This window comes from Streptomyces sp. B93 (assembly GCF_018070565.1).
Taxonomy (GTDB): domain Bacteria; phylum Actinomycetota; class Actinomycetes; order Streptomycetales; family Streptomycetaceae; genus Streptomyces.
The window spans coordinates 1-23,127 of record NZ_JAGPXL010000032.1; the positions used below are offsets into that span (position 1 = coordinate 1).

Sequence of the window (23,127 nt, forward strand, 5' to 3'; positions counted from 1 at the left end):
AAAACGGCCGCAACAACAGCAGCATGCCCATGGTCTTCCTCGCCATCCTCCTCATCCTCACCGTCGGCATCACCATCGACCTGCTCATCTTCAGCCCACTCGAACGCCACGTCCTCCGCAGCCGCGGACTGCTCGTCAGCCGGTGACGTCGTACGACGCTGTCGTGCCCGGCAGCGTGTACTCGTCGCGGCGGCCGCACATCCCGTAGCCGCCGCGACGGCTCGGCCCGGAAACGTACGCGGTCGCCTCTTCGAGGTGGGCCGGGTCGCCGTCCGCCAGCGCGGTGAGCTGGGCGCCGGTGCGTTCCGCCGCGGCCAGCGCGCCCGCGCGCCACAGCTCGCGCCAGCCGGGGACCTGGGCCCGCACCAGCCGGGCGGCGGCCCGCTGGAAGCCGCGGTAGGGGCCGGCGTCCCCGGCGGCCAGGGCCTCCCGCAGCGGCAGGTACCCCTCGACGGCGAGGTCCCGGCGCCGCCGTGCCGCGGCCTCCGTGTCCGCTCCGGTGCCCGGCGGCAGCGTGGCCGCGGCGGCGTAGGCCTCCGGGTCGGCGAGCACGTCGGGCGGGAAGGTGAACACGGCGTCCCCGGCCTCGGGCAGGCCGCTGTTCTGCATCAGCACGGTGATGCGCAGGCCGCCGCCCTGCACCATGCGGTGCACGGTCCCCGGTGTGAACCAGGCGACCGCACCCGGTGCCAGGGGGATGTCGCGGTAGCCGTCGGGGCTCAGTGTCTGCACCGCGCCCCGGCCGCCGGTGACGACGTACGCCTCCGTGCACACCAGGTGCAGGTGCGGGGTGCCGCCGCAGACGCCGTCCGCGGCCTCCCAGTCGTAGGCGCTGAGGTGGGACAGACCGACGGCGCCCGGCAGCGGGTGGCTCACCACGGCAGGGCCGCCAGGTGGGCGCCGATCCGGTCGCGGTCCCAGGCGCCGTCCGCGACCACGATCCGGTAGCGGTAGGCGAAGGACTCGCCGGGCGGCAGTTCGAACTCCTCGAAGAAGGCCCAGGAGAACGCCACCGACGGGATCGGCTCGGCGCGTACGAACCAGTGCGAGGGGTGGATCGCGGTCCGCTCGTCGAGGTTCTCCGGGGCGTGCGCGAAGACAAGGGTGGAGTGCGCGTCGACCTCGTCGTGCTCGGCGGTGAAGGCGAGCCACGGGCCCTGGCCGCCCATCAGTTCCGCGGCTCCGGCATCGGTGCCGGGGGCGAGGACGCGTCCGCCGGTGAAGTCGCGTGGGCCGCGCCACTGGAGGCCGGTGTACCCGGCGAGTTCCCGGCCCGCCGTGGTCGGGGAGCCGAAGCGCAGGGGTTCGGTGCGGAGGTTGGTGAGGTGGATCGACCAGTCCAGCGCCCAGGCACCGGCGTCCTCGTCGACGGAGTGGACCAGGAGTCCGCGCCGTTCGCGGGCCCACTGCGCGCCGCCGTGCGCGACCCAGGTCAGGTTCTCGGTCACGGCGCAGCGGTCGTCGGTCGCCGTCAGCGCGTCGAAGCCGTCGTGCCGCATCGAGCCGACCCGCTCCGGCAGGGCGAGGTAGCCCTCGCCGTGGACGTAGGAGTTGCCGCCCCAGAAGTTCTGGCCGGAGAGGTGGCTCGCGGTCATCTGGAGGCCCTTGTGCCAGCGGTGGTCGCTCGGCCGGTACCCGGTCACGGTGCGCCCGGCGAGAGTGCGCACCGGGTGGGCGTAGGGCTTGCGGGACTCGAAGGGGTCGGGGTCGGGGCGGTAGACGTAGCGGAGGATCTCGGTGCCGCCCGGCGCCGTGACCGTGATGTGCTCGCCGGGCGCGTGGCCGACGCGGATGCTCATGCGTGCTCCTTCGGGTCCTTCGGGTCCTTCGGGGCCCAGTCGGGGTGGCCGCCGTGCATGGCCGCGTGGAAGGGGTCGCCGGGGCGGATCTCCCCGGCCGGCACGGGGCGGCCGGTGAACGCCGACTTGTACAGCGCGGCGGCGAACTCCAGCGTGGCGCGGGCGTCAGGGCCGCTGCCCGGGGGCCGGGTGCCGCTGTCGTAGGCGTCGAGGAGGGCGCCGAGCTGGGCGGTGTGCGAGCTGGGCACGTCGGTGGCGGGGGCGCGCCAGGCGGCGGCGCGGGCGGGGGCGACGTGCGGGGCGGGGGTGTAGGTCCAGTCGTCGTTGCGGTGCCCGTAGAGGTGGGTGAGTTCGACGGTGGCGTCGGCGCAGTCGACGCGGACCCGGCTGACCTCGTCCGGGGAGAGGACGCTGTTGACGACGGTGGCCAGGGCGCCGTTCGCGAACCGCACCAGGGCGGTGGAGACGTCCTCGCTCTCGGTGTCGTGGACCAGCCGCGCCGCCATGGCCCGTACCTCCGTCCACTCGCCGAGCAGGTGGAGCAGCAGGTCGTACTGGTGGATGCCGTGCCCCATGGTGGGCCCGCCGCCCTCGCTGGCCCAGCGTCCGCGCCAGGGCACCGCGTAGTACGCGGCGTCCCGGTGCCAGGTCGTCTGGCAGTGTGCGACCAGCGGGGCGCCCAGCTCGCCGCTGGCGATCAGTTCGCGTGCGTGGACCGCGCCGGAGCCGTAGCGGTGCTGGAAGACGACGGACGCGTACGCCCCCGAGGCCTCCTCGGCCGCCGCTATCTCGTCGTACTCGGCGAGGGACAGGACGAGCGGCTTCTCGCAGAGCACCCAGGCGCCCGCCTTGAGCGCCGCCACCGTCTGCTCCCGGTGCAGCGACGGCGGTGTGCCGATGAGGACCAGATCGGGGCGTACGGCGTCCAGCATCGCCGCCATGGAGGTGTACCCGGCGACGTCGTCGCCCGCGAGGGCGCGGAAGGCGGCGAGTCTGCCTTCGTCGACGTCGACGGCGGCGACCAGCTCGGTGCGGTCGGCGTGCTCCCGGAGCGCGGTCAGATGGCTGCCCACGACGATGGCGCCGGTGCCGACGACGGCGACGCGGCGGCGGACGGGAGAGGGTGACATGCGGCGCTCCTCGGACGGCCGGGTGACACACCTGGCGGCAAGCACGGATAGAAAGCGCTTGCCGCCAGGGTTACGGGGAGACCCTAGGCGCCCCCTCCGGGCCGTCACAAGCCCCCCGGCGTCGATCGCCGTCCCGGGCGGCTCCGCACGGGCCCCCCGAGGTCACCCGAAGTAGTGACGGTGGCGCCCCAACCGCAGTAGGACCTCCGCGAACATCACCCGAGCGGGTACGTGATCAAGCACGGAGGACCGGCGTTCTCCGGGTACGGACCGCCGACGGAAAGGGGCGGCGCCGGACGGACGGCAAGGAGAGACGAGACGATGAGCACGACCAGCCCCCTCACACAGCAGGCGCGGCCCCGGACCGTACTCGTGGACGGCGCCCGGGTCGCCTGCTGGGAGTCGGGACCGCGGGACGGCGAGCCGGTGCTGCTGCTGCACGGCTACCCCTCCGACCACCACTCCTGGGACCACCAGATCCCGGTGCTGTCCCTGACCCACCGGGTGATCGCGCCGGACCTCCTCGGCTGGGGCGCGTCCGAGCAGCCGCTGCACCTCGCCTACGACTACGACACCGAGGTGGAGCGGCTCGGCCGCCTGCTGGACGCGCTCGGTCTTGACGCCGTCACGCTCGTCGGCCACGACTACGGGGGCTTCCTCTCCCTCGGCTTCACCCAGACCCACCCCGGCCGGGTGCGCAGGCTGGCCATCCTCAACAGCCGCTCCCACGCCACGTTCGTCCCCCACTGGCGGGCCCTGTTCGACCTGTTCACCCTGGCCGGACGCACGCCCGTGCTCAGGTCGCTCACCCAGCGGCTGCCGTTCCCGCTGCTGCACCGCTGGGCCTTCGGACCGCTCGTTGAGACCGGCGCCGTCGACAGCGACGTGATGGCCGCCCACCTCGACCATGTGCGCCCCCTGGCAACCCGCCGCTGGCTGGTCCGCTTCTACGGCCACTACCGCACCGCGCCGCGCGCCGAACTGCGCCAGCGGCTGGGCCAGGTCACCTGCCCCACCGCGGTCATCTGGGGCCGCCGGGACAAGTACCTGAGCCCGGCCATCGCCATGGACCTGGCCGCCCGCGTCCCGGGCGCCGAGCTGACGATGGTCGACGACGCCGGTCACTGGGTGATGGACGAGCGCCCGGCCGAGGTCAACACCGCGCTGGAACGGCTCCTCGGCCGGGACGCCTGACCGGCTCAGCGGGCCGCCACCGCCAGGACCCGGGCGAGGGCGCCGTCCGGACGGGACGTCAGCTCCTCCCAGGTGCCCTGCTCCACGATCCGCCCGTCCTCCAGTACGGCGATGCGGTCGGCACGGCGGATGGTGGCGGGGCGGTGCGCGATGACGACGGTGGTGCGCTCCGGGTGGGCGAGGGCGGCGGCGAGTTCGGCGTCCCCGGTGTTGTCGAGGTGCGCGGTGGTCTCGTCCAGGACGAGCACCCGGGGCTCGGCGAGCAGCGCACGGGCGAGGGCGATACGGGCCCGCTGTCCCCCGGAGAGGGTCGCGCCTCGCTCACCGACAAGGGTGTCCAGGGACGCGACCCGGTCGATCCCGCACAGCCGTGCGACACGGACGAGGCGCTCCTCGTCGGCATCGGGCGCGGCCAGCCGCAGGTTGTCGGCGAGGGTGCCGTGGAACAGGGGGGCGTCCTGACCGACGACGGCGACGGCGGAGCGCAGGTCGGCGTCGGTGAGGTGGCGCAGGTCGACGACGGTCCCGGCGGTCGTGCCGGGCTCTGCGGTGCCGACGGGGTCTGCGGTGCCGGCGGGGTCGCCCGTCCCGGCGGCCCCTGCCGTCGCGCCGCCCGGCCCACCAGCCCTGCCGATCCCGGCAACCCCACCCAGCGCACCCCCCGACCCACTGGCCCTGCCGATCCCGGCAGCCCCACCCAGCGCGCCCCCCGACCCACCGGCCCTGCCGATCCCGGCAGCCCCATCCGTCCCCCCACCTGTCGCACCGGCCCCGGCGATCTCCCCGGCCCCGGCGCTCCCGCCACTCCCGCCCCCCGTCTCAGCGACCAGCTGCACCGCTCCCTCCCCCGGATCCCAGAACCGCGCCAGCAGGTGTGCGCAGGTCGACTTGCCCGCCCCCGAGGTACCCACGAGGGCGAGTGTCTGTCCGGCCGGGACGGTCAGGTCGAGATGGTGGAGCACCGGGCGCTGGTCGCCGTAGCCGAAGCTCACGTCGTGCAGCCGGACGCCGAGGGGACCCGGCGGAAGGGGGCGCGGGTCGGTGGGCGGTGGAGCGAGGGCGGGTGCGTTGATCCCGGCGTCGACGCGGGCGGCGGCGGCGCGCAGGCCCATGGCCTGGCTGAGGGAGCGGGCCGACTCGGCGACCGGTCCCAGCACTGCCAGGGCGAGCGCCGTCACGGCCGGGGCCCAGGCGCCGTCCAGCCGTCCGGCGGTGACGGCCTGGGCGGTCGCGGCGACGACACCCAGCACGGCGAGGACGATGAGCCCGTCGCGTACGGCGGTCGCCATCGCCTCCCAGGTCACCTCGGCCCGCTGGGCCTCTCCCAGCCGTCGCCCCTGCCGGGCGAGCCGGGCCCGGCGCCGCGGCAGGGCGCCGAAGGCGAGGAGTTCGCGCAGCCCGTCCACGGTCTCCACGGTGTCCGCGGACAGTTCGGCGGCGGCCTGCCGGGTACGGGCGCCGCGCGTGGTCCGTCCGCGGGCGTCCGCGAACGGCGCCACGGCCAGCAGCGCGGCGACCGGTACGACGGCGGCCAGCAGCCAGGGCTCCACCGCGGCCAGCACCACCGTGCCGCCCGCGAACACCGCCCCGGAGGCGAGGAGTTGGGCGGTGGTGTGAGCGTAGAAGAACTCCAGCGCCTCCACGTCGGCCATGGCGGTGGCGGCCAGGTCGCCGCTGCGTCTCCCGGCCACCCGGGCGGGGGCGCTGCGGGCGAGCCCGTCGAAGACGCGCACCCGCAGTCCGGCGAGGATGCGGTAGGCGAGGTCGTGCGAGAGGTCCATCTCCCGCCAGGTCGTCAGGGCCCGCAGCACGACGAGGGCGGCGAGCGCCGCGACGGTGCCGGGCGAGGGGGCGTGGCCGGAGGCGACTGCGGTGCCGACGGTGTGCGCGGCGAGGGTCACCAGCGCGACCAGGGAGGTCTGTTCGACCAGGGCGGCGGCGCAGGTGCGGGCGATCATGGCACGGTGTCCGGCGAGCGCGGGCAGCAGCGCGCGCAGCGATCCACGCCCTCGTGCGGCCCGTACCGGTTCAGCGGTGTTCATACGGCGAGCCCCTTCCCGGAGATCCCGGAGGTCCCGGAGGCGAGTCCCGCCACGGCGAGCCGGGCGTAGAGCCCTCCGGCGGCGACGAGGTCGGGGTGTTCCCCGATGGCGTCCACGCGTCCGCCGTCCAGGACGACGATGCTGTCGGCGTGCCGTACGGCGGCCAGCCGGTGGGCGACGACGAGGACGGTCCGCCCGCCCGACACGGCGGTCAGGTCCCTCACGATGTCCGCCTCCCGGCGGGCGTCGACGGCGCTGGTGGCCTCGTCGAGGACGAGCACCCGGGCGTCGGCGAGCAGGGCCCGCGCGAGGGCGAGCCGTTGCCGCTGGCCGCCGGAGAGGGTGGCGCCGCGTTCGCCGAGGACGGTGGCGTAGCCGTCGGGGAGGTCGCTGATCTCGTCGTGGATCCCGGCGGTGCGGGCGGCGTCGACGAGGTCGGCGTCGGTGGCGTCGGGGCGGGCCAGGCGCAGGTTGTCGGCGATGGTGGCGTGGAAGAGGTAGGTCTCCTGGGAGACGACGGCGATGCCGTGCCGCAGCGCGTCGAGGGCGTAGGCGCCGGTGTCGAGGCCGTCGACGGTGATCCGCCCGGCCTGGGGGTCGTGGTGGCGCAGCAGCAGCGCGAGCAGGGTGGACTTGCCCGCGCCGGAGGGGCCGACGACGGCGGTGGTGCGTCCGGCGGCGGCGGTGAAGGTGACGCCGCGCAGGGTGGGCCGTTCGGCGCCGGGGTAGGTGAACCCGACGTTCTCGAAGCGTACTTCGGGCGCGGCCGGCCAGTCGGCGGGCGTGGTGCCGGTGTCGGGGACGGCGGGCTTCGCGGTGCGCAGGGCGGTGATCCCGTCGGCGGCGGAGACGCCGAGGTATCCGGCGTGCCATTCGCGGGCCAGGTCGCGCACGGGCCGGAAGCACTCCCCGGCCAGCAGCAGCACCAGGTAGGTGCCGGTGGCCCCGGTGCCGCCGGTGACCGCCGCCCAGCAGGCCAGCAGGGCGGCGGCCGTGGTGCCGCCCTGGACGGCGAGGTCGGTGATGCCGGTGTCGGCGAGGGAGACGCGGAGCTTGGCGACGGTGGCCCGGTGCAGTTCGGCCGACCTTTGCTCCAGTCGGCGCCGGGTGCGTGCCACGGCGCCCGCGGCGCGCAGCGCCGGCATGCCCTGGAGGGCTTCGAGGTAGTCGGCGCCGAGTGCTTCGTAGGTGTCCCAGTGTTCCTTGCCGCGGCGGGCGAGCAGCCGGTCCCAGGCGCGTGGTCCGGCGAGGGCGAGCAGCAGGGCGGGGGCGAGCCCGAGCAGGGCGCGCGGCTCGATCACGGCGACGGCGGTGAGCAGCAGGGGTGGTGCGGCGAGGGTGACGAGGAGTTGGGGCAGGTAGCGGGAGACGTAGGCGTCGACGCCTTCGACGCCGTCGACAAGGGTGGTGCGGACGGCTCCGGCGCGGGCGGCGGTCAGCTGGGCGGGGCCGAGGCGGCCGAGGTGGGCGAGGAGTTCGTCGCGCAGCCGGACCCGGACCCGGGCCCCGGCGCGGGCGGCGGTGCGCCGCTGGGCGTAGCTCAGTCCGGCGCGGACGGCGACGGTGGCGGCGATCGCGGTGAGCAGCGCGGGCAGCGGTCCGCTGGCGCCGCCCGCGATGGCGGCGAGCGCGTGGGCGAGCAGCACGGCCTGGGCGAGCCAGGTGGCGGTGACGGCGCCTTGCAGCAGGGTGGCCGCGAGCAGCGTGCGCCGTGCGTGTCGGGCGGCGCGGCGCAGCTCCGGGTGGACGATCACTCGGTCCCCTCCTCGGGTCGGCCGGTCCCGAGGGCCAGGCCGTGGACGATCCAGTTCTGTCCGGGTTCGCCGCCGAGCGCGGCGCCCAGATCGGCGCGCTGCCAGGAGCCGACCGGACGGCTCAGCAATCGGCACCGTACGGCGGTGAGTTGGGCGCGCCCGACGGCGAACCCGGCGTGCAGGTGGTCACGTCGGACGCGGGTGGCGTCGGCGTCGCTGGGGCAGCCGTAGCCGAGGAGCACGGCGCCCGCGTCGGCGAGCCAGCCCTGCCCGGCGGCCCAGGTGGCGAGGGTGGGCCGGGCCTCGCCGGTGGCGAGCCGTCGCAGGGTGCCGCCGGGTCCGCTCTCGACCAGTTCGGGGCGGGGTCCGCCGACGGCCACGCACCAGCGCAGCTGGTCCGCGCCCGCGGTCTCGGCGGTGGCGAGGACGGCACGCAGGTCGCCGGGGGCGGGGGTGCCGGGCAGTGGCGGCGTGGCGCTGCGGCGGGTGAACAAGTCAAGGTCGGGACCCCGGTCGGCGTGCACGGGCGGGGGCGGTACGTGGACCGTGGCGAGGGGGGCTTCGCGCGTGCCGTCGAGCCGGACGTCGACCGGTACGGTGCCGAGTGCCTGGGCGGCGAGCCAGAGCGCGGCGGCGGCGTGGCCGGTGTCGAGCAGCAGCAGGGGCCAGGCGCGGTGGCCGTAGTGGCTCTCGGTGCGCCGGGCGGTGACGGAGAGTTCGGCGGTGACCCCGGGTGGGGTGCTGTGCGGGGCCGGGCCGAGGTGGTGGACGCGGTGGCGCAGCGGGTCGTAGCCGTAACGGCCGGGCGGCAGGGGGCAGTCGGCGCCCACGGTGAGGAGGGCGTCGACGGGGTGCAGGGCACCGGCGGACGGGGCGGGCCGGAGCCGTCCGGTGGGGTCGGTGGCGGCCAGGGAGAGGCGCAGCAGGCGTCCCAGGTCGAGTCGGCCGGGCCGGGTGTCCGGGGGCAGGTCGGTGGCCGGGCCCGGCCAGTCGGGGACGGGTGGACCGGGCGGGGTGTCGGGGCCGGGTGGTTCGGGGCCGCGGGCGCGGGCGAGGGCGGTGGTGAGGTCCACGGGGCGGCTCACATGTGCGGGGGCGGGACGAGGGTGAGGTCGTCCGGGCCGCTGGGCGGGGTGGTGCGCCAGCCGCGTGCGCGGGCGGCGTCGGCGAGGCGTGGGCTGCCGAAGTAGCCGAAGGCGGCGGGCGCGTTGGGCAGCAGCCCGGAGACCAGGACGCGGGCGACGCGCAGCGGTGTCTCGGCGATGTCCTCGGTGGTGAGGTCGAAGGTCATCAGTCGGTGGCCGCCGCGCTCCAGGGCGCTTCTGAGCCGCTCCGGGCTGCCGGACGGCACGGCCTGGAGGGGTACGACGCCGTGGGCGGGCTCGGTGAAGCGGCGGGCCTCGGTGGCGGTGCGCGGGTCGAGCCACACCTGGACGTGGGCGCCGAGGTCGCGGACGTGTTCAAACTGTTCGCCGCAGGCGTCGAGGTAGCGGCGGTCCTCGCGGTGGTCGAGGTAGAGGCCCTTGGCGAGCAGTCCGGCCTCGACGGCCTGGAAGACCCAGCCGTCGGGGTCGGTGAGCCCCTGGGTGAACACCCAGGTGTGCACGGCTTCGAGGACGGCCTTGCGGGCGGCCTCGGCCGGGTCGTGCTTGCAGGCGAACCCGGCGGCGTACAGGCCGAGGCGTGGGTCGTGGACGAGGGCCGCCGCGCAGGGCGCGAACTCGGACGGCATCTCGACGAGCCACACGTCGAGCGCGGAGCCGGCGAGGTCGTCGGCGAGGCCGGGCACGGTGGCCGGGTCGATGCCGCGGGTGGGTCCGTCGAGGTGCCACCACACCTCCAGCGCGTCCCGTTCGACGATCTCCAGCAGGCCGCGTTCCACGGCGTCGTCGATGCCCTGTCCGGTGGCGATGCCCGCGTAGTTGAGGTGGTGGGTGCGGGGCAGTGCGCGCAGTTCGCCCTGCCGCCAGTTGAGGTGGGTGAGCGCGACGGGCGCCCACACCTCGGCCCGTTCCCCGCCGGGGAGGAGTTCGGTGCCGGGGGTCCACAGGGCGGGGGTGTCGGCGGTGAGGGGGCGGTAGGGGAACTTGCGGCGGGTGTACTGCCAGTCGGCGTACGCCGGCAGCTCGCCGGGGCCGTATGCGCGCAGGCCCTTGCGGGTGAGGTCGGTGGCGGTGGCGCGCAGGGGTGCGGCGGGGTGTCCGGGCGGGGGCAGCCGGTTGCCGCAGTAGCGTTCGACGCCCTCGGCGACGGCGGCGATCCGGGCGGTCTCGGGGTCGCCGAAGGCAGTGCCGAGCGAGACGCGGTCGGCGGGCCAGAGGCCGAGCCTGCGGGCGTCGGAGACCTCGGCGGTCATGGCCGTGTAGCGGGGCGGGGCGCCCGCGGGGTGGGCGACGGGCTTGACCTTGCGGATGATGCCGCAGACCGGGTCGGTCAGGGCTTCCAGCGGCAGCGCCGTCATCGTGGTATCTCCTCGGCGGGGTCGGTGGGGGCGGGGCGGGTCCGGAGCGTGGTGAGCCGGAGTGCGGTGCGGGCGGGGTCGAGCCGGCGGGTGGAGGCGGTGAGCCGGGTGGCGGTGACCGGGTCCTCGCCGGTGTGCGGGTTGCGGGCGTGGGCCGGGAAGTGGTGTCCGGCGATCTCGAGCCGCAGCCGGGTCCCGGCGTGCAGCCGCCGGGCGAGCCGTCCGAGCGGGACGCCGAACTCGGCCGTGCGGCCGGGTGGTTCGCGGCGCCGGACGATCCCGATGGCGAGCCGCTCGGCGTGGCCGTCGGGGGTGACGGCGACGAGCCGGGCGGCCCAGTCGGCGCTGGGGGTGTCCGCGCTGGCGCTCAGCCGTGTCTCTGCGGGGCCGAGGAGGTCGAGCGGGCGCGGCAGGGGCGGGGTGACGAGGACGCAGCGGTCCGGCACGCCGGTGGTGGGGATGGTCAACTGGTCCGATCTGACCGGCTGTTCGGGGTCGGCGGTGAAGTGGGCGCCGCGCAGCGGCCGCAGTCGTGGCGCGTACGGTTCACCGGGCGTGTGCGCGGGGACCCACAGCGGGCTGCCGCCGAGGGCGAGGGCCCCGGTCCGCCCGGCGGCGAGTCCTCCGGTGAGCGCGGTGTGCGCCCAGCGGGCGTACAGCTCACCGAGGTTGAGCCGGTGCGCGCGGTGGGCGTCGGGTCCCGGGGCGGCGGTGAGGCCGTGGCCCCAGGGTCCCATCAGCAGCCGCGCCGAGGGGCCGCCCCAGCGCCGCCACAGCTCGACGGTGTCCTCGGCGAAGTGGTCGTGGTGTCCGCCGACGGCGAGCAGCGGTACGGCGGCCCGCGCGCCGAGCGCGGTCAGCCGCCCCCTCTCGCGCCGCGCCCACACGTCCGGCCAGGAGGGCAGGTCGCGGCCGAGGCGCCGGGGCAGGTCGAGCAGGGGCAGGTGGCCGAGGAGTTCCGGGTCGGCGGCGAGCGCCTTCGCCAGGGCGCTGTCCCGTGAGTCCGGCCGGTCGCCGTGGGCCGCCCACCATCCGGCGCGGGTCAGCAGCCGTTCCACGCCGGAGGGTTCGCGGGCGGTGTCGGCGGTACCGAGCGCGGGCACGGCGGCGATGACGGCGTCCGGGCGGGCGTCCTCGGGCGCCTCCAGGGCGAGGGCGAGGGCGCAGTGGGCGGCGTAGGAGGCCCCGTACGCCACCAGTCGGCCGTCGCTCCAGGACCGGCCGCGGATCCAGCGCGCCAGCTGGGCCCCGTCGGCCGCCTCACCGTCGTAGGGCCGCCACTCCCCCGGCGACGCGTACCGTCCGCGTACGTCCTGCACGACGGCGGCGAATCCCCGGCGCGTCCAGCCCCGCAGCTCGGCGCGATGGCGGCGCCGGTCGTAGGGGGTGCGCAGGAGTACGGCGGGGAAGGGCCCGGCGCCGTCCGGGAGCCGGACGTCGGTGGCGAGGCCGCCCACGGCCGTGGTGTACGACGTCATCCGGCGTCCGTCGGGTAGGGGGCGACGGCGGGGACGGGCAGCACGGGGTGTTCGGTGACGGTGAGGGTGCGCAGGTCGACGCGGCGCAGTCGGCGCCGGGCGGGCAGGCCGCCCCGGTCGGGGGCGCCGGTGGCCCATCGGGTGAGGTCGTCGGTGAGGAGTGCGGTGAGCAGTGCGGCGGCCGGGCCGGTGAGGCGTACGGGTGCGCCGGTGGTGCGGGGGCCGCTCCAGTAGGCGGCCAGTTCGCGGTGGGCGGGGGTGGCGGCGAGGCGGCGGGCGCGGACGTGGGCGGAGGTGACGTCCGTGGCGTCGGCGGCCAGGGGTTCGACGTAGGCGTGCCAGCCCTCACGGTGGCAGCGCAGCCAGGCGGTGCCGTGCCGGGGCAGGTGGTCGGCGGTGTCCCAGAGCCCTTCGGGCACGGGTCCGTCGAGGCACCAGACGACGGCGGCGGCGTCCGGCGCGCGGTCCGGCTCCGGCGGGGTGCCGGGGCGGGGGTCGGCGCCGGCGGCGCGCAGGGCGTGGGCCAGCGGGTCGGTGAGGACGGGGTCGCCCAGCAGGAGGATCCGGCGGCGCGCGGCGGGCCAGGTGGCGGGCGCGGGCGCGGGGGCGAGGTATCCGGCGTCCTCGAAGGCCGAGACGAGCCGGTCGGTCTCGGGGTCCGGCGCGGTGGTGGTTCCGGTGAGCCGGGCGAGCAGTGCGGTGCGGTCCGCGTCGCCGGTGCGGACCTGGAGGAAGTCGCCGTCGGCCGTGCGGACCGCGAGGCCCCGTCCCTCGACGGTGACGACCTCGACTCCGGGTGCGAGCTGGCTGCGGGGCACGTCGGTTCTCCTGGGGCAGAGGCGGTGGGTGGCGGGAAGGGGCGGGCCCGCCCGGAGGCACTCGGACGGGCCCGCGTGTGAGGGAGTCGCCGCCCTCGCTTACTCCTCGGTGTCCTCGAACGGGTTCTCGACGAGCGCGTTGGAGTGCGACGCCGAGTCGTGGGCCAGCTGGCCCGGGTCGGCGATGGGAGCGAAGACCTGCTCGTTCTCCATGAACGTTCCTCCTTCACTGGTGAGTTGCGGCGTTCCAGCGAGCGCCGCACGGATAAGTTATTGAATATGATTATCGTTTTTCTAGTCGGTGAGAGGGTGATCTGGGTAACACACCGGCCAGCCGCCCTCGGGGTCCCGTCCCACCCGGCCCGCCACGCGCAGCACTTCGGCGAGGAAGCCGGGGGTGACCACCTCGCCCGGCGCCCCGTCGGCGGCCACCCGGCCGTCCCGCAGCGCCACGATCCGCTCGGCGAACCGGGCGGCGTGGGCGAGGTCGTGCAGCACCATCACGACCGTCAGGCCGCGCTCCTCGCGCAGCCGCACCACGGTGCGCAGCACGTCGAGCTGGTGGTGCAGGTCCAGATAGGTGGTGGGCTCGTCGAGCAGCAGGACCCGGGTGTCCTGCGCGAGCGCCATGGCCAGGCGCACCCGCTGCCGTTCACCTCCGGAGAGCGCGTCGACGGGCCGGTCCGCCCAGTGCGCCACCCCGACGTCCGCCAGCGCCCGCCGCACCACGCCGTCGTCGCCCTCCCGCAGCATGCCGAGCGGGCCCCGGGCGGCGTACCTCCCCTGCCGGACGAGCTGACGTACCGTCATGCCCGGTACGGCCGGGGCGGACTGGTGGAGCAGCGCGACCTGCCGGGCGGCGGCGCGGCGGGAGAGCCCGGACAGGTCCCGGCCGTCGAGCAGCACCCGCCCCCCGCCGGGCCGCAGCAGCCCCGCCGCGAGCCGCAGCAGGGTCGACTTGCCGCAGCCGTTCAGCCCGACCAGCGCGGTCAGTTCACCGGGTTCGACCCTCAGGTCGACTCCGTTCAGCACCGGCCGGCCCGGATATCCGAAGTGGACTCCCTCGACACGGATGCCCACGGGTTCGTTCATGTTCGGTCCTCGAGGTGTACGACGTGGTCTTGCCTGGCCTAGAAACCGCGGTTCGGGCTGCGGCGTACGACGACCAGCAGCGCCACCGCCCCGGCGCAGGTGGTGAGCGCGCCGACGGGCAGGGTGAGCCGGTCGCTGTCCAGGGCGGACGCCAGCAGCCGCGAGGCCACCTGCGCCGCCGCGTCCGCACCGCCCACCACGACCGCCCCCAGCAGCGCGGCGCCCGGCAGCGAGGTGCGCAGCTCCGCGCCGAAGACCGCCACCGCCAGATGCGGCACCAGCAGCCCCACGAAGCCGAGCGCCCCCACCGAGGCCACCGCGCCCGCCGTCAGCGCCACCGCGCACAGCAGGGCGAGCGTGCGGGTGCGGGCGGCCGACAGTCCCGCCGCGACGGCCACTTCGTCGCCGCAGCGCAACAGGGTCAGCGGCCCGGACAGCAGCCACGCCAGCACGCCCCATACCAGCGCCCACGGCCACAGCAGCTGCCAGTGCTGCCACACCCGGCCCTCGGTGGTGCCGACCAGCCACTGCACGACACTGCCCAGTTCGCCGGGCGCGACCAGCAGCACCATCGCGGTGAGCCCGCCGAGCACCGCCGACACCAGCACCCCGTGCACGGCCGTCTGTTCGGGGTCCCCCCGGCCGCGCCCGGTCAGCAGCCACAGCAGCCCCGCCCCGGCGCAGCCGCCCACGCACGCCGCGACGACCACCGCGAACGGCGACTGCCACCCGGCGAGCCCGAGCCCGGTCGCCGTGACGGCGCCGAGCACCGCGCCCGGCGTCACCCCGGTGACCTCCGGCCCGGCGAGCGGATTGCGCAACGCCGACTGGAGCACCAGCCCCGCCACGCCGAGACACGCGCCCGCCCCGAGCGCCACCAGCGCCCTCGGCACCCTGAGCTGGAATAGGACATGGCGTTCCAGCGCGCCGCCCCCGCCGGTGAGCACCTCCCACACCACCGGCGGGGACAGCGCCCGCCCGGCGACCAACGAGGCGGCCGACACCGCCACCAGCAGGGCCAGGAGCACACCCCAGGCCCTGGCGTGCCCCGTCGGCGACTCCACCGGCACCTCGGCGACGGCGCCCGGCCGGCGCCGCTTCACCGGGACCTCGACGGCACCGCCGCCCCCGCGCCCGCTCATCGAGCCCTCCTCAGCAAAGCCACCCCGGCCGGGACCCCCAGCAGCGCCGTCCAGGCACCGGCCGGGGTCTCCACGGGCGCCAGCGCGAGCCGGGCCGGTACGTCGGCGACCGCCACCACCGCCGCGCCCCACGCCGCCGACCAGGGCAGCCAACGCACCGCGTCGGCACGCGGGTTGAGGCGGCGGGCCAGCTGCGGGGCGAGGAAGCCGACCCAGGCCACCGGGCCGCACACGGCCGTCACCGGAGCGATCAGTACGACGGTGACGGCGAGCGCCGTGAACCGGGCCCGCCGCACCCGCACCCCCAGCGCCTCGGCGTCGTCGTCGCCGAGCCGCAGCACCGCCAGCACCGGGGCGCACAGCACCAGCGCGGGCACGGCGACCAGCAGCCACGGCCACAGCCCGGTCACGTCGTGCCAAGTGCGGGCGGAGAGCGAGCCGAGCAGATAGCGGTAGATCAGCTGAAGGTCGAGCTGGTCGGCCATGACCATCAGGACCAGCAGCGCGGCCTGGAGCGCGGCGGCGACCGCGGCGCCGGTGAGCAGCACGGCGGACGGGCTGCGGCCGAGCCCGGCCGCGAGCAGGGTGAGCCCGCCGCCGAGCGCGGCCCCGCCGATGGCGAGCAGCGGCTGTACGGCGGCGGGCACCGCCACCGCCAGCACCAGGGGCGCGGCGACCCCGAGGGCCGCGCCCGAGGAGACGCCCAGCATCTCCGGGACGGCCAGCGGGTTGCGCAGGGCCTCCTGGAGCACCAGCCCCGCCGCGCCCAGGCAGGCCCCGGCGAGGAGCGCCAGGACCAGCCGGGGCACGCGGAGTTCGGTGACGACGATCCGGGTGATCTCGTCCCCGCCGAGCAGCCGGTGGAGCGGGACGTAGGGCGTGCCGAGGCTCAGCGCGCACCACGCCGCCGCCGCGAGCAGGACGAGCAGGGCGAGGAGCTGCGCCGCCGTGCCCCGCCGTGGGGAGGTGGCGGTGGGCGCGCTCACCGCAGTGCGGCCACGGCCTCGTCGAGGACGATGCCGAGCGAGCGGGTACCGCGTCCCTTGGCCCACACCTCGGAGTTGACCTCGTGGACGTTCCCGTCGCGCACGGCCGGGATCTTCCCCCACAGCGGGTTGTCGGCCAGCTTCTCGGAGAGCGTGCCGTCCGGCTCGCCGAAGCTCATGGTCTCCACGAACAGCACGTCGACGCCCTGGGCGAGGATCTCCTCCAGGCTGTAACTGCCCTCGACACCACGGGACTTCCAGGGGTAGTCGGCGAGCTTCGGGAAGAGTCCGGCGGCGACGTCGGTGCCGGGGGTGGCGACGCCGAAGTTCTCGTCGCTGCCGTAGATGATGAGCGCGGTCCGGTCGCTCTTGTTCCGCTCGGCGGCGGCGAGCTTGGTGCGGAAGGCGCGCTCGGCCCGCTCGCCCTCGGCCGTGCGGCCGGTGAGCGCGGCGACGTCGCGCAGATAGGCCACGCTGTCCTGCCACTTGGCGGGCTGCATGGGCCAGAAGGTGGTGGCGTCCTTCAGGGCGGGCGCCAGCTTGCCGTGGGTGTCCTCCAGGCCGATCACCAGGTCGGGCCGGTGGGAGAGGATCGCCTCCACCTCGGGGGCGATGAACCCGCCGGGGATGACGTCGACCTGCTTGGCCTTCTTGGCCCCCAGGAAGCCGGGCTGGGCGAGGAGTTCGTTGTTGGTGGCCACCGGGGTGATGCCCAGTTCGGTCAGGATGTCGTCGCAGAGCGCGACCAGGCAGACGATCCGCTGCGGCTTCTCCGTCAGGCTGATCGTGACGCCGCCCGCGTCGGTCAGTCGCCGGGTCTCCTGGATGGGTTCGACGGTGACGTCGGTGACGTCGTTCCCGGCCGCGTTCGCGGCGTCCGTCTCCTTGGTGCCGGTGTCGGCGCCGCAGCCCAGCAGGGCCGCGCCCAGGACCGCGGCGGCCACTCCGCGTCGTATGACTCTCCAGGGGGAGCGCAGCATCGGTGCCCTCGCTTCTTCTCGTGGTCCGGAACGCACCGACCATACATGATAATCATTTTCAGTCAGAGGCTCGTTCCGCGTTCCGGCTCACCGACGGAGGCCGTCCATGACCACCACTCCCCTGCTCCTCGTCTCCGACCACGTCGAGGGCTGTGTCCACCTCGTCACCGTGCCGGACGGCACCGAGGCGGCGAGGCTGACGGGCCGTCATCTCTCCGAGCACGCCGGGTTCCTGGCGCTGCCCGGCGGCAGGGTGGCCTGTGTGGACGACCGGCGCGGGGAGTTGCTCGTCCTCGACCCCCACGCGGCCGAGCCGGTGACGGCCGCGATACCCGTCGCCGTACCGGCGGAGCACCTCGCCGCCGACCCGTCCGGGCGCTGGATCGCCGTGACGACCGGGCTCGGCAAGAACGCCGCCCCCTGGTCGGACCTGCTGACGGTGGTGGACCTGGCCACCGGGGACAGCTCACGGGTGCGCACCCGCGTCGGTGAGCCGGGGGTGACCGTGCTCGGTTCCGAGGACCCGGTCGTCGTCCTGCGCCACCGCGAGCCCGGCGCCCTGGCCGTGCACCGCTGCGCCGATCTCCTCGCCGCCCCGCCCGGCTGCCCGCCGGTCGAGCCCCGCGCGGCCCTGCCGCTGCCGGACGACGGCCACGGCGACGCCCAGGACCCGCGCGAGCGGCGGGTGTTCGCGGCCACGGGCGAGGGCGTGCACCGGGCACGCTGGACCGGCGACCGTCTGGTCGCCGAGCCGGTGATCCCCTGGGGCGCGCCCGCCCGGGGCTGGTACCTGCGGCTGGACGCCCGGCACCGAGCCCTGTTGTCGACGCTGCGCGGCGGCCCCGCGGACCCGGTGCGCTGGCCGGAGTGGACCAACCGGGCCTGGCGCCACGGCCTCGACACCGGCACCACGACCCTGACGGACCTCGGTCCTGGCCTCGTCTTCCGCCTGGCCCTGGCCCGGGGGCACACCGCGTTCGCCCGGATGCACCCCACCGGCGACGAGCTGGTCCTGCTGGCCGCCGACGGCTCCACGCGCCGCGTCCCGCTCCCCGCCATGGACGGGGCGCCCCGTCACGGCGGCACGCCCTGGGAAGGCGTCCAGCGCCGCGCGGTGGCCGCCGCTCCGACCAGCGACTGGGTGGCCGTCACCCGCGGCGGCCACGGCGAGGTACACCTCGTCGACGCGGCGACCGCTACGGAGACCGCCCGCCTGAAGCTGGACACCCCCCTGCACCACGGCGGCCACGCGGTGCTGCTCCCCCAGCCGCACGGCCGGGACGCGGGGGACCCGGTCGGACGGTGAGGTGCGGCGGGCTGCCCCGGGACGGGCCGCCGGTCAGCTGTCGTAGTCGACGGTGAGCGTCTCCGAGACCGGGTACGACTGGCACGTCAGCACGTAGCCCGCGGTGACCTCGGCGTCCTCCAGGGCGTAGTTGCGGCGCATGTCCGCCCGGCCGTCGGTGACCAGGGCGCGGCAGGTGCCGCAGACGCCGCCCTTGCAGGCGAAGGGAAGGTCGGGGCGGGTGCGCTGGGCGCCCTCCAGGAGGGAGCGGTCCCTGGGGAGGGCGGCGGTGGTGGAGCGGCCGTCGAGGGTGACGGTGACCTGGCTGACGGGTCCCCGCGGGCCGCTCTCCTCGTGCCGGACCTCCCGGACCGGTTCGTCGTCGGCGTAGAACAGCTCGCGGTGGACGCGGTCCCCGGGGACGCCGAGGCCGGACAGCACCCGCTGGGCATCGCGGACCATGCCGTGCGGGCCGCACAGCCACCAGTGGTCGGCGCCCTCCACCTCGACCAGGGCGCCGATGAGCGCCGACAGCCGGTCCGCGTCGAGCCTTCCGGAGAGCACCTCCGCCTCGCGGGGTTCGCGGGAGAGGACGTGGGCGAGCTGGAAGCGGGCCGGGTGGAGGTCCTTCAGGTCGGCGAGTTCGTCGGCGAACATCACCGTGTCGGTGCGGCGGTTGCCGTAGAACAGGGTGACCGTGGAGCGGTCGTCGGCGGCGAGCACGGACTCGGCGATGGACAGCATGGGGGTGATGCCGGACCCGGCCGCGATCAGGACGTGGTGGGCGGGGGTGGTGAGGTCGGGGGTGAAGGCGCCGGTGGGGGCCATCACCTCGATGGTGTCGCCGGGGCGCACCTCGTCGACCAGCCAGGAGGAGAACAGGCCGCCCGGCACCGCGCGCACGCCGATGCGCGGCGCCGTACCGGCCGGTGAGCAGATGGAGTACGAGCGGCGCTCGTCCCGGCCGTCGATGTCGCGGCGCAGGGTGAGCGACTGGCCCGGCGCGAACGCGAACTCCCCGGCCAGCTCGGGCGGGACCTCGAAGCCGACGGCCACGGCGTCCTCGCACAGCCGTCGCACGTCGGCGACGCGCAGCGGGTGGAAGGCCGCGCGTCGGCGCGGGCGCGCGGCCCGGGAGGGGACGGTCGTGGTCATCAGATCTCCTTGACGTACTCGAACGGCTCTCGGCAGGCGCGGCAGCGCCACAGCGCCTTGCAGGACGTGGCGGCGAAGCGGGAGGTCTCCTCGGTGTCCGCCGAGCCGCAGCGCGGGCAGGCGACCGCGCGCCGGACCGGCGAGAGCACCAGCGGCACGGGGCCCGGGTCGTGGCGGGGCGCGGCGCCGGGCGGGGCGATGCCGTGCTCGGTGAGCTTGCGGCGCCCGGCTGGCGTGATCCAGTCGCTGGTCCAGGGCGGGTCGAGCACCGTGCGGATCTGCACGCGCGCGTACCCGGCGTCCCGCAGCCGGGCGGCCACGTCGGCGCGCATCTCCGCCATCGCCGGGCAGCCGGAGTACGTCGGGGTGAGGCTCGCGACCACCGTGCCGTCGTCGGTCATTTCGACGCCGCGCAGCACGCCCAGGTCGGCCAGCGTCAGCATGGGCAGCTCGGGGTCCGGCACCCGCTCGGCGATGCGCCGGGCGCGCCGCGCGTCCAGGAGGGTGCTCACCATGTCGCCCCCGGATGGGCGCGTGCCACGCCCTGCAACTCGGCCAGCAGCGGGGCGAGGTGCTCGGTGTGCTCGCCGCCGCGTCCGGCGCCGGGCAGCGGCCGGTACACCGGCATGGGCAGCCCGGCCTCCTCGGTGACCTGCCGGAGCACTCCGACGACCTCGTCCCGGGCGTCGTACGCGGTGAACAGCTCCCCCAGGTACGGTCCGACCCGCTCCAGCGCCGTACGCGTCCGGCGGTGGGACTCCTCGGTGCCGTCGCCCAGGCGCACCACCCACTCCGCCGCGTACTGCCGGTGGTACGTCAGCTCCTTGACGCCCTTCGCCGCGACCGCCGCCAGCACCGGGTCCGGGTGCGCGGCCAGCCGCTGGAAGTGGGCGAGCCGCCAGCTGGACAGCACCAGCAGCCGCACGACCGAGAACGCGAAGTCGCCGTTCGGAAGTTCCGCCAGGCGTACGTTGCGGAAGTCGGCGGCGTCGCGGAGGTAGGCGTAGGCGTCCTCGTCGCGCCCGGTGCCGTCCACCTGCCCGGCGCGGGTGTACAACAGCCGGGCCTGCCCGAGCAGGTCGAGGCCGGTGTTGGCGAGCGCCACCTCCTCCTCCAGCTCGGGCGCGCGGGTGATCCATTCGGCCAGCCGCTGCGCGCTCACCAGCGCGTCGTCGGCCAGCGCCACGCACAAGGCGGCCAGCGCGCCGGCGTCCACACCCTCGGGGACGGTGGTGTCGACGCCGTGCAGCGGGTCCTCGAAGCCGGTGCCGTAGGCCCAGCGGGTGTCGTCCTCGTGTCCCTCGGCGAGGGTCATGTAGACGTGGTCGTCGTTCATGGCGCTCATGGCTGTTCCTCGGCCGGGACTAGATATGGGGGACGTCGTCGGGGATGTCGTAGAAGGTCGGGTGGCGGTAGACCTTGTCGGCGCTGGGCTCGAAGAAGGGGTCCTTCTCGTCGCGCGTGGACGCGGCGATGTGCTCGGAGCGCACCACCCAGATGCTCACGCCCTCGTTGCGGCGGGTGTAGAGGTCCCGGGCGTGGGTGAGGGCCATCCGGTCGTCGGCGGCGTGCAGCGAGCCCACGTGGACGTGGTTCAGCCCGCGCTTGCCGCGCACGAACACCTCGTACAGGGGCCAGTCCCGCTTCTCGGCGGTCATGCCACCGCTCCCTTCGTCGTGCGTGCCGCCTGCTTGGCCGCGTACGCGCTCGCCGCCTCGCGCACCCAGGCGCCTTCCTCGTGGGCCGACCGGCGCCGCTCCATCCGCTGGGCGTTGCACGGTCCGCCGCCGGTGATGACCCGCTTCAGCTCGTCCCAGTCGGGGGTGCCGAAGTCATGGTGGCCGCGCTCCTCGTTCCAGCGCAGCTCGGGGTCGGGGAGCGTCACGCCGAGCTTCTCGGCCTGCGGGACGGTCATGTCGACGAAGCGCTGACGCAGGTCGTCGTTGCTGTGCCGCTTGATCTTCCAGGCCATGGACCGCGCCGAGTTCGGCGAGTCGTCATCGGGCGGGCCGAACATCATCAGCGAGGGCCACCACCAGCGGTCCACGGCGTCCTGCACCATCTCCCGCTGCGCCTCGGTGCCCCGCATCATCGTCATCAGCAGCTCGTAGCCCTGCCGCTGGTGGAACGACTCCTCCTTGCAGATCCGCACCATCGCCCGCGCGTACGGCCCGTAGGAACTGCGGCACAGCGGCACCTGGTTGCAGATCGCCGCGCCGTCCACGAACCAGCCGATCACGCCGACGTCGGCGAAGCTCAGGGTCGGGTAGTTGAAGATCGACGAGTACTTCTGGCGGCCCTCGATCAGCCGCTCGGTCAGCTCAGCGCGATCGGTGCCGAGCGTCTCCGCCGCCGAGTACAGGTACAGGCCGTGTCCGGCCTCGTCCTGGACCTTGGCGAACAGGATCGCCTTGCGGCGCAGCGACGGGGCGCGGGTGATCCACTCCCCCTCCGGCTGCATTCCGATGATCTCCGAGTGCGCGTGCTGCGCGATCTGCCGGATCAGCGTCCCGCGGTAGCCGTCCGGCATCCAGTCACGCGGCTCGATCCGCTGGTCGCGCGCGATCGTCGCGTCGAAGTGCGCCTGGAGTTCCGTCTCCGCCCGAGATTCCGGCTCCATCCAACCCTCTCCCCAACCGACCATTCGTTCGGTTTCATGGTACGACGGTAACCCCCGTTCTGGTAAGAGCTGCGCGCGCGAAAGGATCTGTATGGACCCGCGCGGACCGCCCGTGATGAGCTGGGGCGTGATCGAATCCATGGACGGGGCACGGTGGCGCGCGGCCCGCCGCGCCGTCCTCGACCACCTCCTCCGGCTCCTCGCGGACTCCCCGCTGGGTGAGACGCTGGTCCTGCGCGGCAGCATGGTGATGCCCGCCTGGGTGGGCGCGGCGGCACGCGAACCGGCCGACCTCGACTGGATCGTCCCCCGGCCGGACCTCGTCCCCGTGGACCCCCTCCATCCCCATCCCCACGTCGCCGCCCTGGACGACGTACGGCAGTGGCCGGAGGCCGCGGACGGCGCCGACCGCTACGAGATCTTCCGGCACGAGGACCTCGACACCCGGGGGCTGCGCGCCGTCCCACCGCCCGAGGGCCTGCACTGGCTCCTCGAACCCGACGACCTCGAGACCGTCCCCGTGCGGGAGGAGTTGCTCGCCCTCGTACGGCGCCGGCCGGTCGCCGCGCCCGGTGTCGTCCTGCACCCGGACGGCGCCCGCGACGACCCGGCCTGGGCCTATTCGGAGTACTCCCTGTACTACTCCGAGTCCTCCGGGTGCGGCGCCCCGGGCCTGCGCGTCGTGATCCCCTGGTCGGCGGAGGGCCTCCCGGCGGGCGAGGCGCGGCTCGACTTCGCCCGCGACGAGCGGCTGCCGCAGGCACCGGTCCTCACCGCGATACCCGCCGCCGACGGCAGTGGGCCCACCCCGGTGCGCACGGCGAGCCGTGAGCTGTCCCTCGCCTGGAAGCTGCTGTGGCTGCACATCGACAGCGCCAGCGCCACCGAGGGCCGTGCCCAGGGCAAGGACCTCTACGACGCCGTCCTGCTCGCCGAGTCACCGGGCACCCGGCTGCCCCGGCGCCTGCTGCGCACCGTGTTCCGCCGCGAGCCGGCCCACCCGGCGGACCGGACGGCGGGCAACCGGCCGACGGCGGACGCCGGGCTGTCGCGCCTGGAGCTGATCCGGCCCTCCGACGTGGACTGGACGGCCTTCCGCACGGAGCACCCCTGGGTGCCGGGCACGGCCGAGGACTGGCTGAACCGCCTGCGCCGGGCGCTGGCCTCGGCGGTCCAGGACTGAGGCATGCC

At 75.4% G+C, this 23,127-nt stretch carries 22 protein-coding genes and 1 pseudogene; 4 read left to right on the forward strand and 19 right to left on the reverse strand.

What is annotated here, in order from left to right; all coding sequences use genetic code 11:
* Positions 1-146: pseudogene (locus KBY47_RS36720) on the forward strand (ABC transporter permease); the annotation flags it as partial.
* Here the strand turns inward: KBY47_RS36720 and KBY47_RS25670 are convergent.
* From KBY47_RS25670 to KBY47_RS25680, 3 genes are read right to left on the reverse strand one after another with little or no spacing between them, the layout of a single operon-like run.
* Positions 136-876 carry a cupin gene (locus KBY47_RS25670; RefSeq protein WP_308405284.1) on the reverse strand — a complete coding sequence of 247 codons (741 nt, stop codon included), beginning with the start codon at positions 874-876 and terminating at the stop codon, positions 136-138. The pseudogene KBY47_RS36720 and the gene KBY47_RS25670 overlap by 11 nt on opposite strands.
* Positions 873-1,799: a PmoA family protein gene (locus KBY47_RS25675; protein WP_210924734.1), complete on the reverse strand. Its 927-nt coding sequence runs from the start codon at positions 1,797-1,799 to the stop codon at positions 873-875. The genes KBY47_RS25670 and KBY47_RS25675 overlap by 4 nt, the downstream gene beginning before the upstream one ends.
* Positions 1,796-2,929 carry a Gfo/Idh/MocA family protein gene (locus tag KBY47_RS25680; RefSeq protein ID WP_210924736.1) on the reverse strand — a complete coding sequence of 378 codons (1,134 nt, stop codon included), beginning with the start codon at positions 2,927-2,929 and terminating at the stop codon, positions 1,796-1,798. Before KBY47_RS25680 ends, KBY47_RS25675 begins: the two co-directional genes overlap by 4 nt.
* A 321-nt stretch (positions 2,930-3,250) precedes the next feature.
* Here KBY47_RS25680 and KBY47_RS25685 point away from each other — a divergent pair, with 321 nt between their 5' ends.
* Entirely contained in the window at positions 3,251-4,123 is an 873-nt protein-coding gene (locus tag KBY47_RS25685; protein ID WP_210924738.1) for an alpha/beta fold hydrolase, read from the forward strand.
* 5 nt (positions 4,124-4,128) lie between these two features.
* Here KBY47_RS25685 and KBY47_RS25690 read toward each other — a convergent pair whose 3' ends face one another.
* The 11 genes from KBY47_RS25690 to KBY47_RS25735 form a co-directional block, all read right to left on the reverse strand.
* Positions 4,129-6,165, reverse strand: a complete 2,037-nt coding sequence (locus KBY47_RS25690; RefSeq protein WP_247695233.1) for an ABC transporter ATP-binding protein — start codon at positions 6,163-6,165, stop codon at positions 4,129-4,131.
* Complete coding sequence (locus tag KBY47_RS25695; protein WP_210924740.1) at positions 6,162-7,919, reverse strand: ABC transporter ATP-binding protein/permease; 1,758 nt, start codon at positions 7,917-7,919, stop codon at positions 6,162-6,164. The genes KBY47_RS25690 and KBY47_RS25695 overlap by 4 nt, the downstream gene beginning before the upstream one ends.
* On the reverse strand, positions 7,916-8,992 hold the full coding sequence (locus KBY47_RS25700) for a SagB/ThcOx family dehydrogenase (protein WP_210924742.1): 1,077 nt from the start codon (positions 8,990-8,992) through the stop codon (positions 7,916-7,918). Before KBY47_RS25700 ends, KBY47_RS25695 begins: the two co-directional genes overlap by 4 nt.
* A gap of 8 nt (positions 8,993-9,000) precedes the next feature.
* Positions 9,001-10,380, reverse strand: coding sequence for a YcaO-like family protein (locus KBY47_RS25705; protein ID WP_210924744.1), 1,380 nt, complete (start codon positions 10,378-10,380; stop codon positions 9,001-9,003).
* The gene (locus tag KBY47_RS25710; RefSeq protein WP_210924752.1) at positions 10,377-11,858 is read right to left on the reverse strand and encodes a CocE/NonD family hydrolase; all 1,482 of its coding nucleotides are present in this window, start codon (positions 11,856-11,858) and stop codon (positions 10,377-10,379) included. The genes KBY47_RS25705 and KBY47_RS25710 overlap by 4 nt, the downstream gene beginning before the upstream one ends.
* Entirely contained in the window at positions 11,855-12,676 is an 822-nt protein-coding gene (locus tag KBY47_RS25715) for a hypothetical protein (protein WP_210924754.1), read from the reverse strand. Before KBY47_RS25715 ends, KBY47_RS25710 begins: the two co-directional genes overlap by 4 nt.
* Positions 12,677-12,775: 99 nt before the next feature.
* Positions 12,776-12,889, reverse strand: coding sequence for a streptamidine family RiPP (amiA, locus tag KBY47_RS36725; protein WP_240449383.1), 114 nt, complete (start codon positions 12,887-12,889; stop codon positions 12,776-12,778).
* An 81-nt stretch (positions 12,890-12,970) separates the two neighbouring features.
* Positions 12,971-13,768 (reverse strand): ABC transporter ATP-binding protein, encoded by a 798-nt coding sequence (locus KBY47_RS25720; RefSeq protein WP_210924756.1) that lies wholly within the window; start codon positions 13,766-13,768, stop codon positions 12,971-12,973.
* Between the two features lie 38 nt (positions 13,769-13,806).
* A complete protein-coding gene (locus tag KBY47_RS25725; RefSeq protein WP_210924758.1) occupies positions 13,807-14,910 on the reverse strand; it encodes an iron ABC transporter permease in 1,104 nt (367 codons plus the stop codon).
* The gene (locus KBY47_RS25730; protein WP_210924907.1) at positions 14,907-15,839 is read right to left on the reverse strand and encodes an iron ABC transporter permease; all 933 of its coding nucleotides are present in this window, start codon (positions 15,837-15,839) and stop codon (positions 14,907-14,909) included. The genes KBY47_RS25725 and KBY47_RS25730 overlap by 4 nt, the downstream gene beginning before the upstream one ends.
* A gap of 53 nt (positions 15,840-15,892) precedes the next feature.
* Entirely contained in the window at positions 15,893-16,876 is a 984-nt protein-coding gene (locus KBY47_RS25735) for an ABC transporter substrate-binding protein (protein ID WP_210924760.1), read from the reverse strand.
* Positions 16,877-16,982: 106 nt separating this feature from the next.
* Here KBY47_RS25735 and KBY47_RS25740 point away from each other — a divergent pair, with 106 nt between their 5' ends.
* Positions 16,983-18,182, forward strand: a complete 1,200-nt coding sequence (locus tag KBY47_RS25740; RefSeq protein WP_210924762.1) for a hypothetical protein — start codon at positions 16,983-16,985, stop codon at positions 18,180-18,182.
* A 33-nt stretch (positions 18,183-18,215) separates the two neighbouring features.
* Here the strand turns inward: KBY47_RS25740 and paaE are convergent, their stop codons facing one another.
* Genes paaE through paaA form a run of 5 tightly spaced genes read right to left on the reverse strand, consistent with a single transcriptional unit; the run spans position 18,216 to position 21,936 of the window.
* Positions 18,216-19,316 (reverse strand): 1,2-phenylacetyl-CoA epoxidase subunit PaaE, encoded by a 1,101-nt coding sequence (paaE, locus tag KBY47_RS25745; protein WP_210924771.1) that lies wholly within the window; start codon positions 19,314-19,316, stop codon positions 18,216-18,218.
* Entirely contained in the window at positions 19,316-19,831 is a 516-nt protein-coding gene (paaD, locus tag KBY47_RS25750; RefSeq protein WP_210924780.1) for a 1,2-phenylacetyl-CoA epoxidase subunit PaaD, read from the reverse strand. Before paaD ends, paaE begins: the two co-directional genes overlap by 1 nt.
* Positions 19,825-20,652 carry a 1,2-phenylacetyl-CoA epoxidase subunit PaaC gene (gene paaC / locus KBY47_RS25755; RefSeq protein WP_210924909.1) on the reverse strand — a complete coding sequence of 276 codons (828 nt, stop codon included), beginning with the start codon at positions 20,650-20,652 and terminating at the stop codon, positions 19,825-19,827. Before paaC ends, paaD begins: the two co-directional genes overlap by 7 nt.
* A 28-nt stretch (positions 20,653-20,680) precedes the next feature.
* Positions 20,681-20,974, reverse strand: coding sequence for a 1,2-phenylacetyl-CoA epoxidase subunit PaaB (gene paaB, locus KBY47_RS25760; protein ID WP_210924782.1), 294 nt, complete (start codon positions 20,972-20,974; stop codon positions 20,681-20,683).
* On the reverse strand, positions 20,971-21,936 hold the full coding sequence (paaA, locus tag KBY47_RS25765; RefSeq protein WP_210924784.1) for a 1,2-phenylacetyl-CoA epoxidase subunit PaaA: 966 nt from the start codon (positions 21,934-21,936) through the stop codon (positions 20,971-20,973). Before paaA ends, paaB begins: the two co-directional genes overlap by 4 nt.
* A 127-nt stretch (positions 21,937-22,063) precedes the next feature.
* On the opposite strand from paaA, the gene KBY47_RS25770 reads away from it, so the two are divergent.
* Positions 22,064-23,119, forward strand: coding sequence for a nucleotidyl transferase AbiEii/AbiGii toxin family protein (locus KBY47_RS25770; protein ID WP_308405285.1), 1,056 nt, complete (start codon positions 22,064-22,066; stop codon positions 23,117-23,119).
* Positions 23,120-23,127: the final 8 nt, after the last annotated feature.

Coding starts and splice junctions, on each gene's coding strand:
- KBY47_RS25675 (WP_210924734.1), bottom strand. CDS start 1,799: ATGAGCATCCGCGTCGGCCACGCGCCCGGCGAGCACATCACGGTCACG.
- KBY47_RS25680 (WP_210924736.1), bottom strand. CDS start 2,929: ATGTCACCCTCTCCCGTCCGCCGCCGCGTCGCCGTCGTCGGCACCGGC.
- KBY47_RS25685 (WP_210924738.1), top strand. CDS start 3,251: ATGAGCACGACCAGCCCCCTCACACAGCAGGCGCGGCCCCGGACCGTA.
- KBY47_RS25690 (WP_247695233.1), bottom strand. CDS start 6,165: ATGAACACCGCTGAACCGGTACGGGCCGCACGAGGGCGTGGATCGCTG.
- KBY47_RS25705 (WP_210924744.1), bottom strand. CDS start 10,380: ATGACGGCGCTGCCGCTGGAAGCCCTGACCGACCCGGTCTGCGGCATC.
- KBY47_RS25710 (WP_210924752.1), bottom strand. CDS start 11,858: ATGACGTCGTACACCACGGCCGTGGGCGGCCTCGCCACCGACGTCCGG.
- amiA (WP_240449383.1), bottom strand. CDS start 12,889: ATGGAGAACGAGCAGGTCTTCGCTCCCATCGCCGACCCGGGCCAGCTG.
- KBY47_RS25720 (WP_210924756.1), bottom strand. CDS start 13,768: ATGAACGAACCCGTGGGCATCCGTGTCGAGGGAGTCCACTTCGGATAT.
- KBY47_RS25725 (WP_210924758.1), bottom strand. CDS start 14,910: ATGAGCGGGCGCGGGGGCGGCGGTGCCGTCGAGGTCCCGGTGAAGCGG.
- KBY47_RS25735 (WP_210924760.1), bottom strand. CDS start 16,876: ATGCTGCGCTCCCCCTGGAGAGTCATACGACGCGGAGTGGCCGCCGCG.
- KBY47_RS25740 (WP_210924762.1), top strand. CDS start 16,983: ATGACCACCACTCCCCTGCTCCTCGTCTCCGACCACGTCGAGGGCTGT.
- paaE (WP_210924771.1), bottom strand. CDS start 19,316: ATGACCACGACCGTCCCCTCCCGGGCCGCGCGCCCGCGCCGACGCGCG.
- paaD (WP_210924780.1), bottom strand. CDS start 19,831: ATGGTGAGCACCCTCCTGGACGCGCGGCGCGCCCGGCGCATCGCCGAG.
- paaC (WP_210924909.1), bottom strand. CDS start 20,652: ATGAACGACGACCACGTCTACATGACCCTCGCCGAGGGACACGAGGAC.
- paaB (WP_210924782.1), bottom strand. CDS start 20,974: ATGACCGCCGAGAAGCGGGACTGGCCCCTGTACGAGGTGTTCGTGCGC.
- paaA (WP_210924784.1), bottom strand. CDS start 21,936: ATGGAGCCGGAATCTCGGGCGGAGACGGAACTCCAGGCGCACTTCGAC.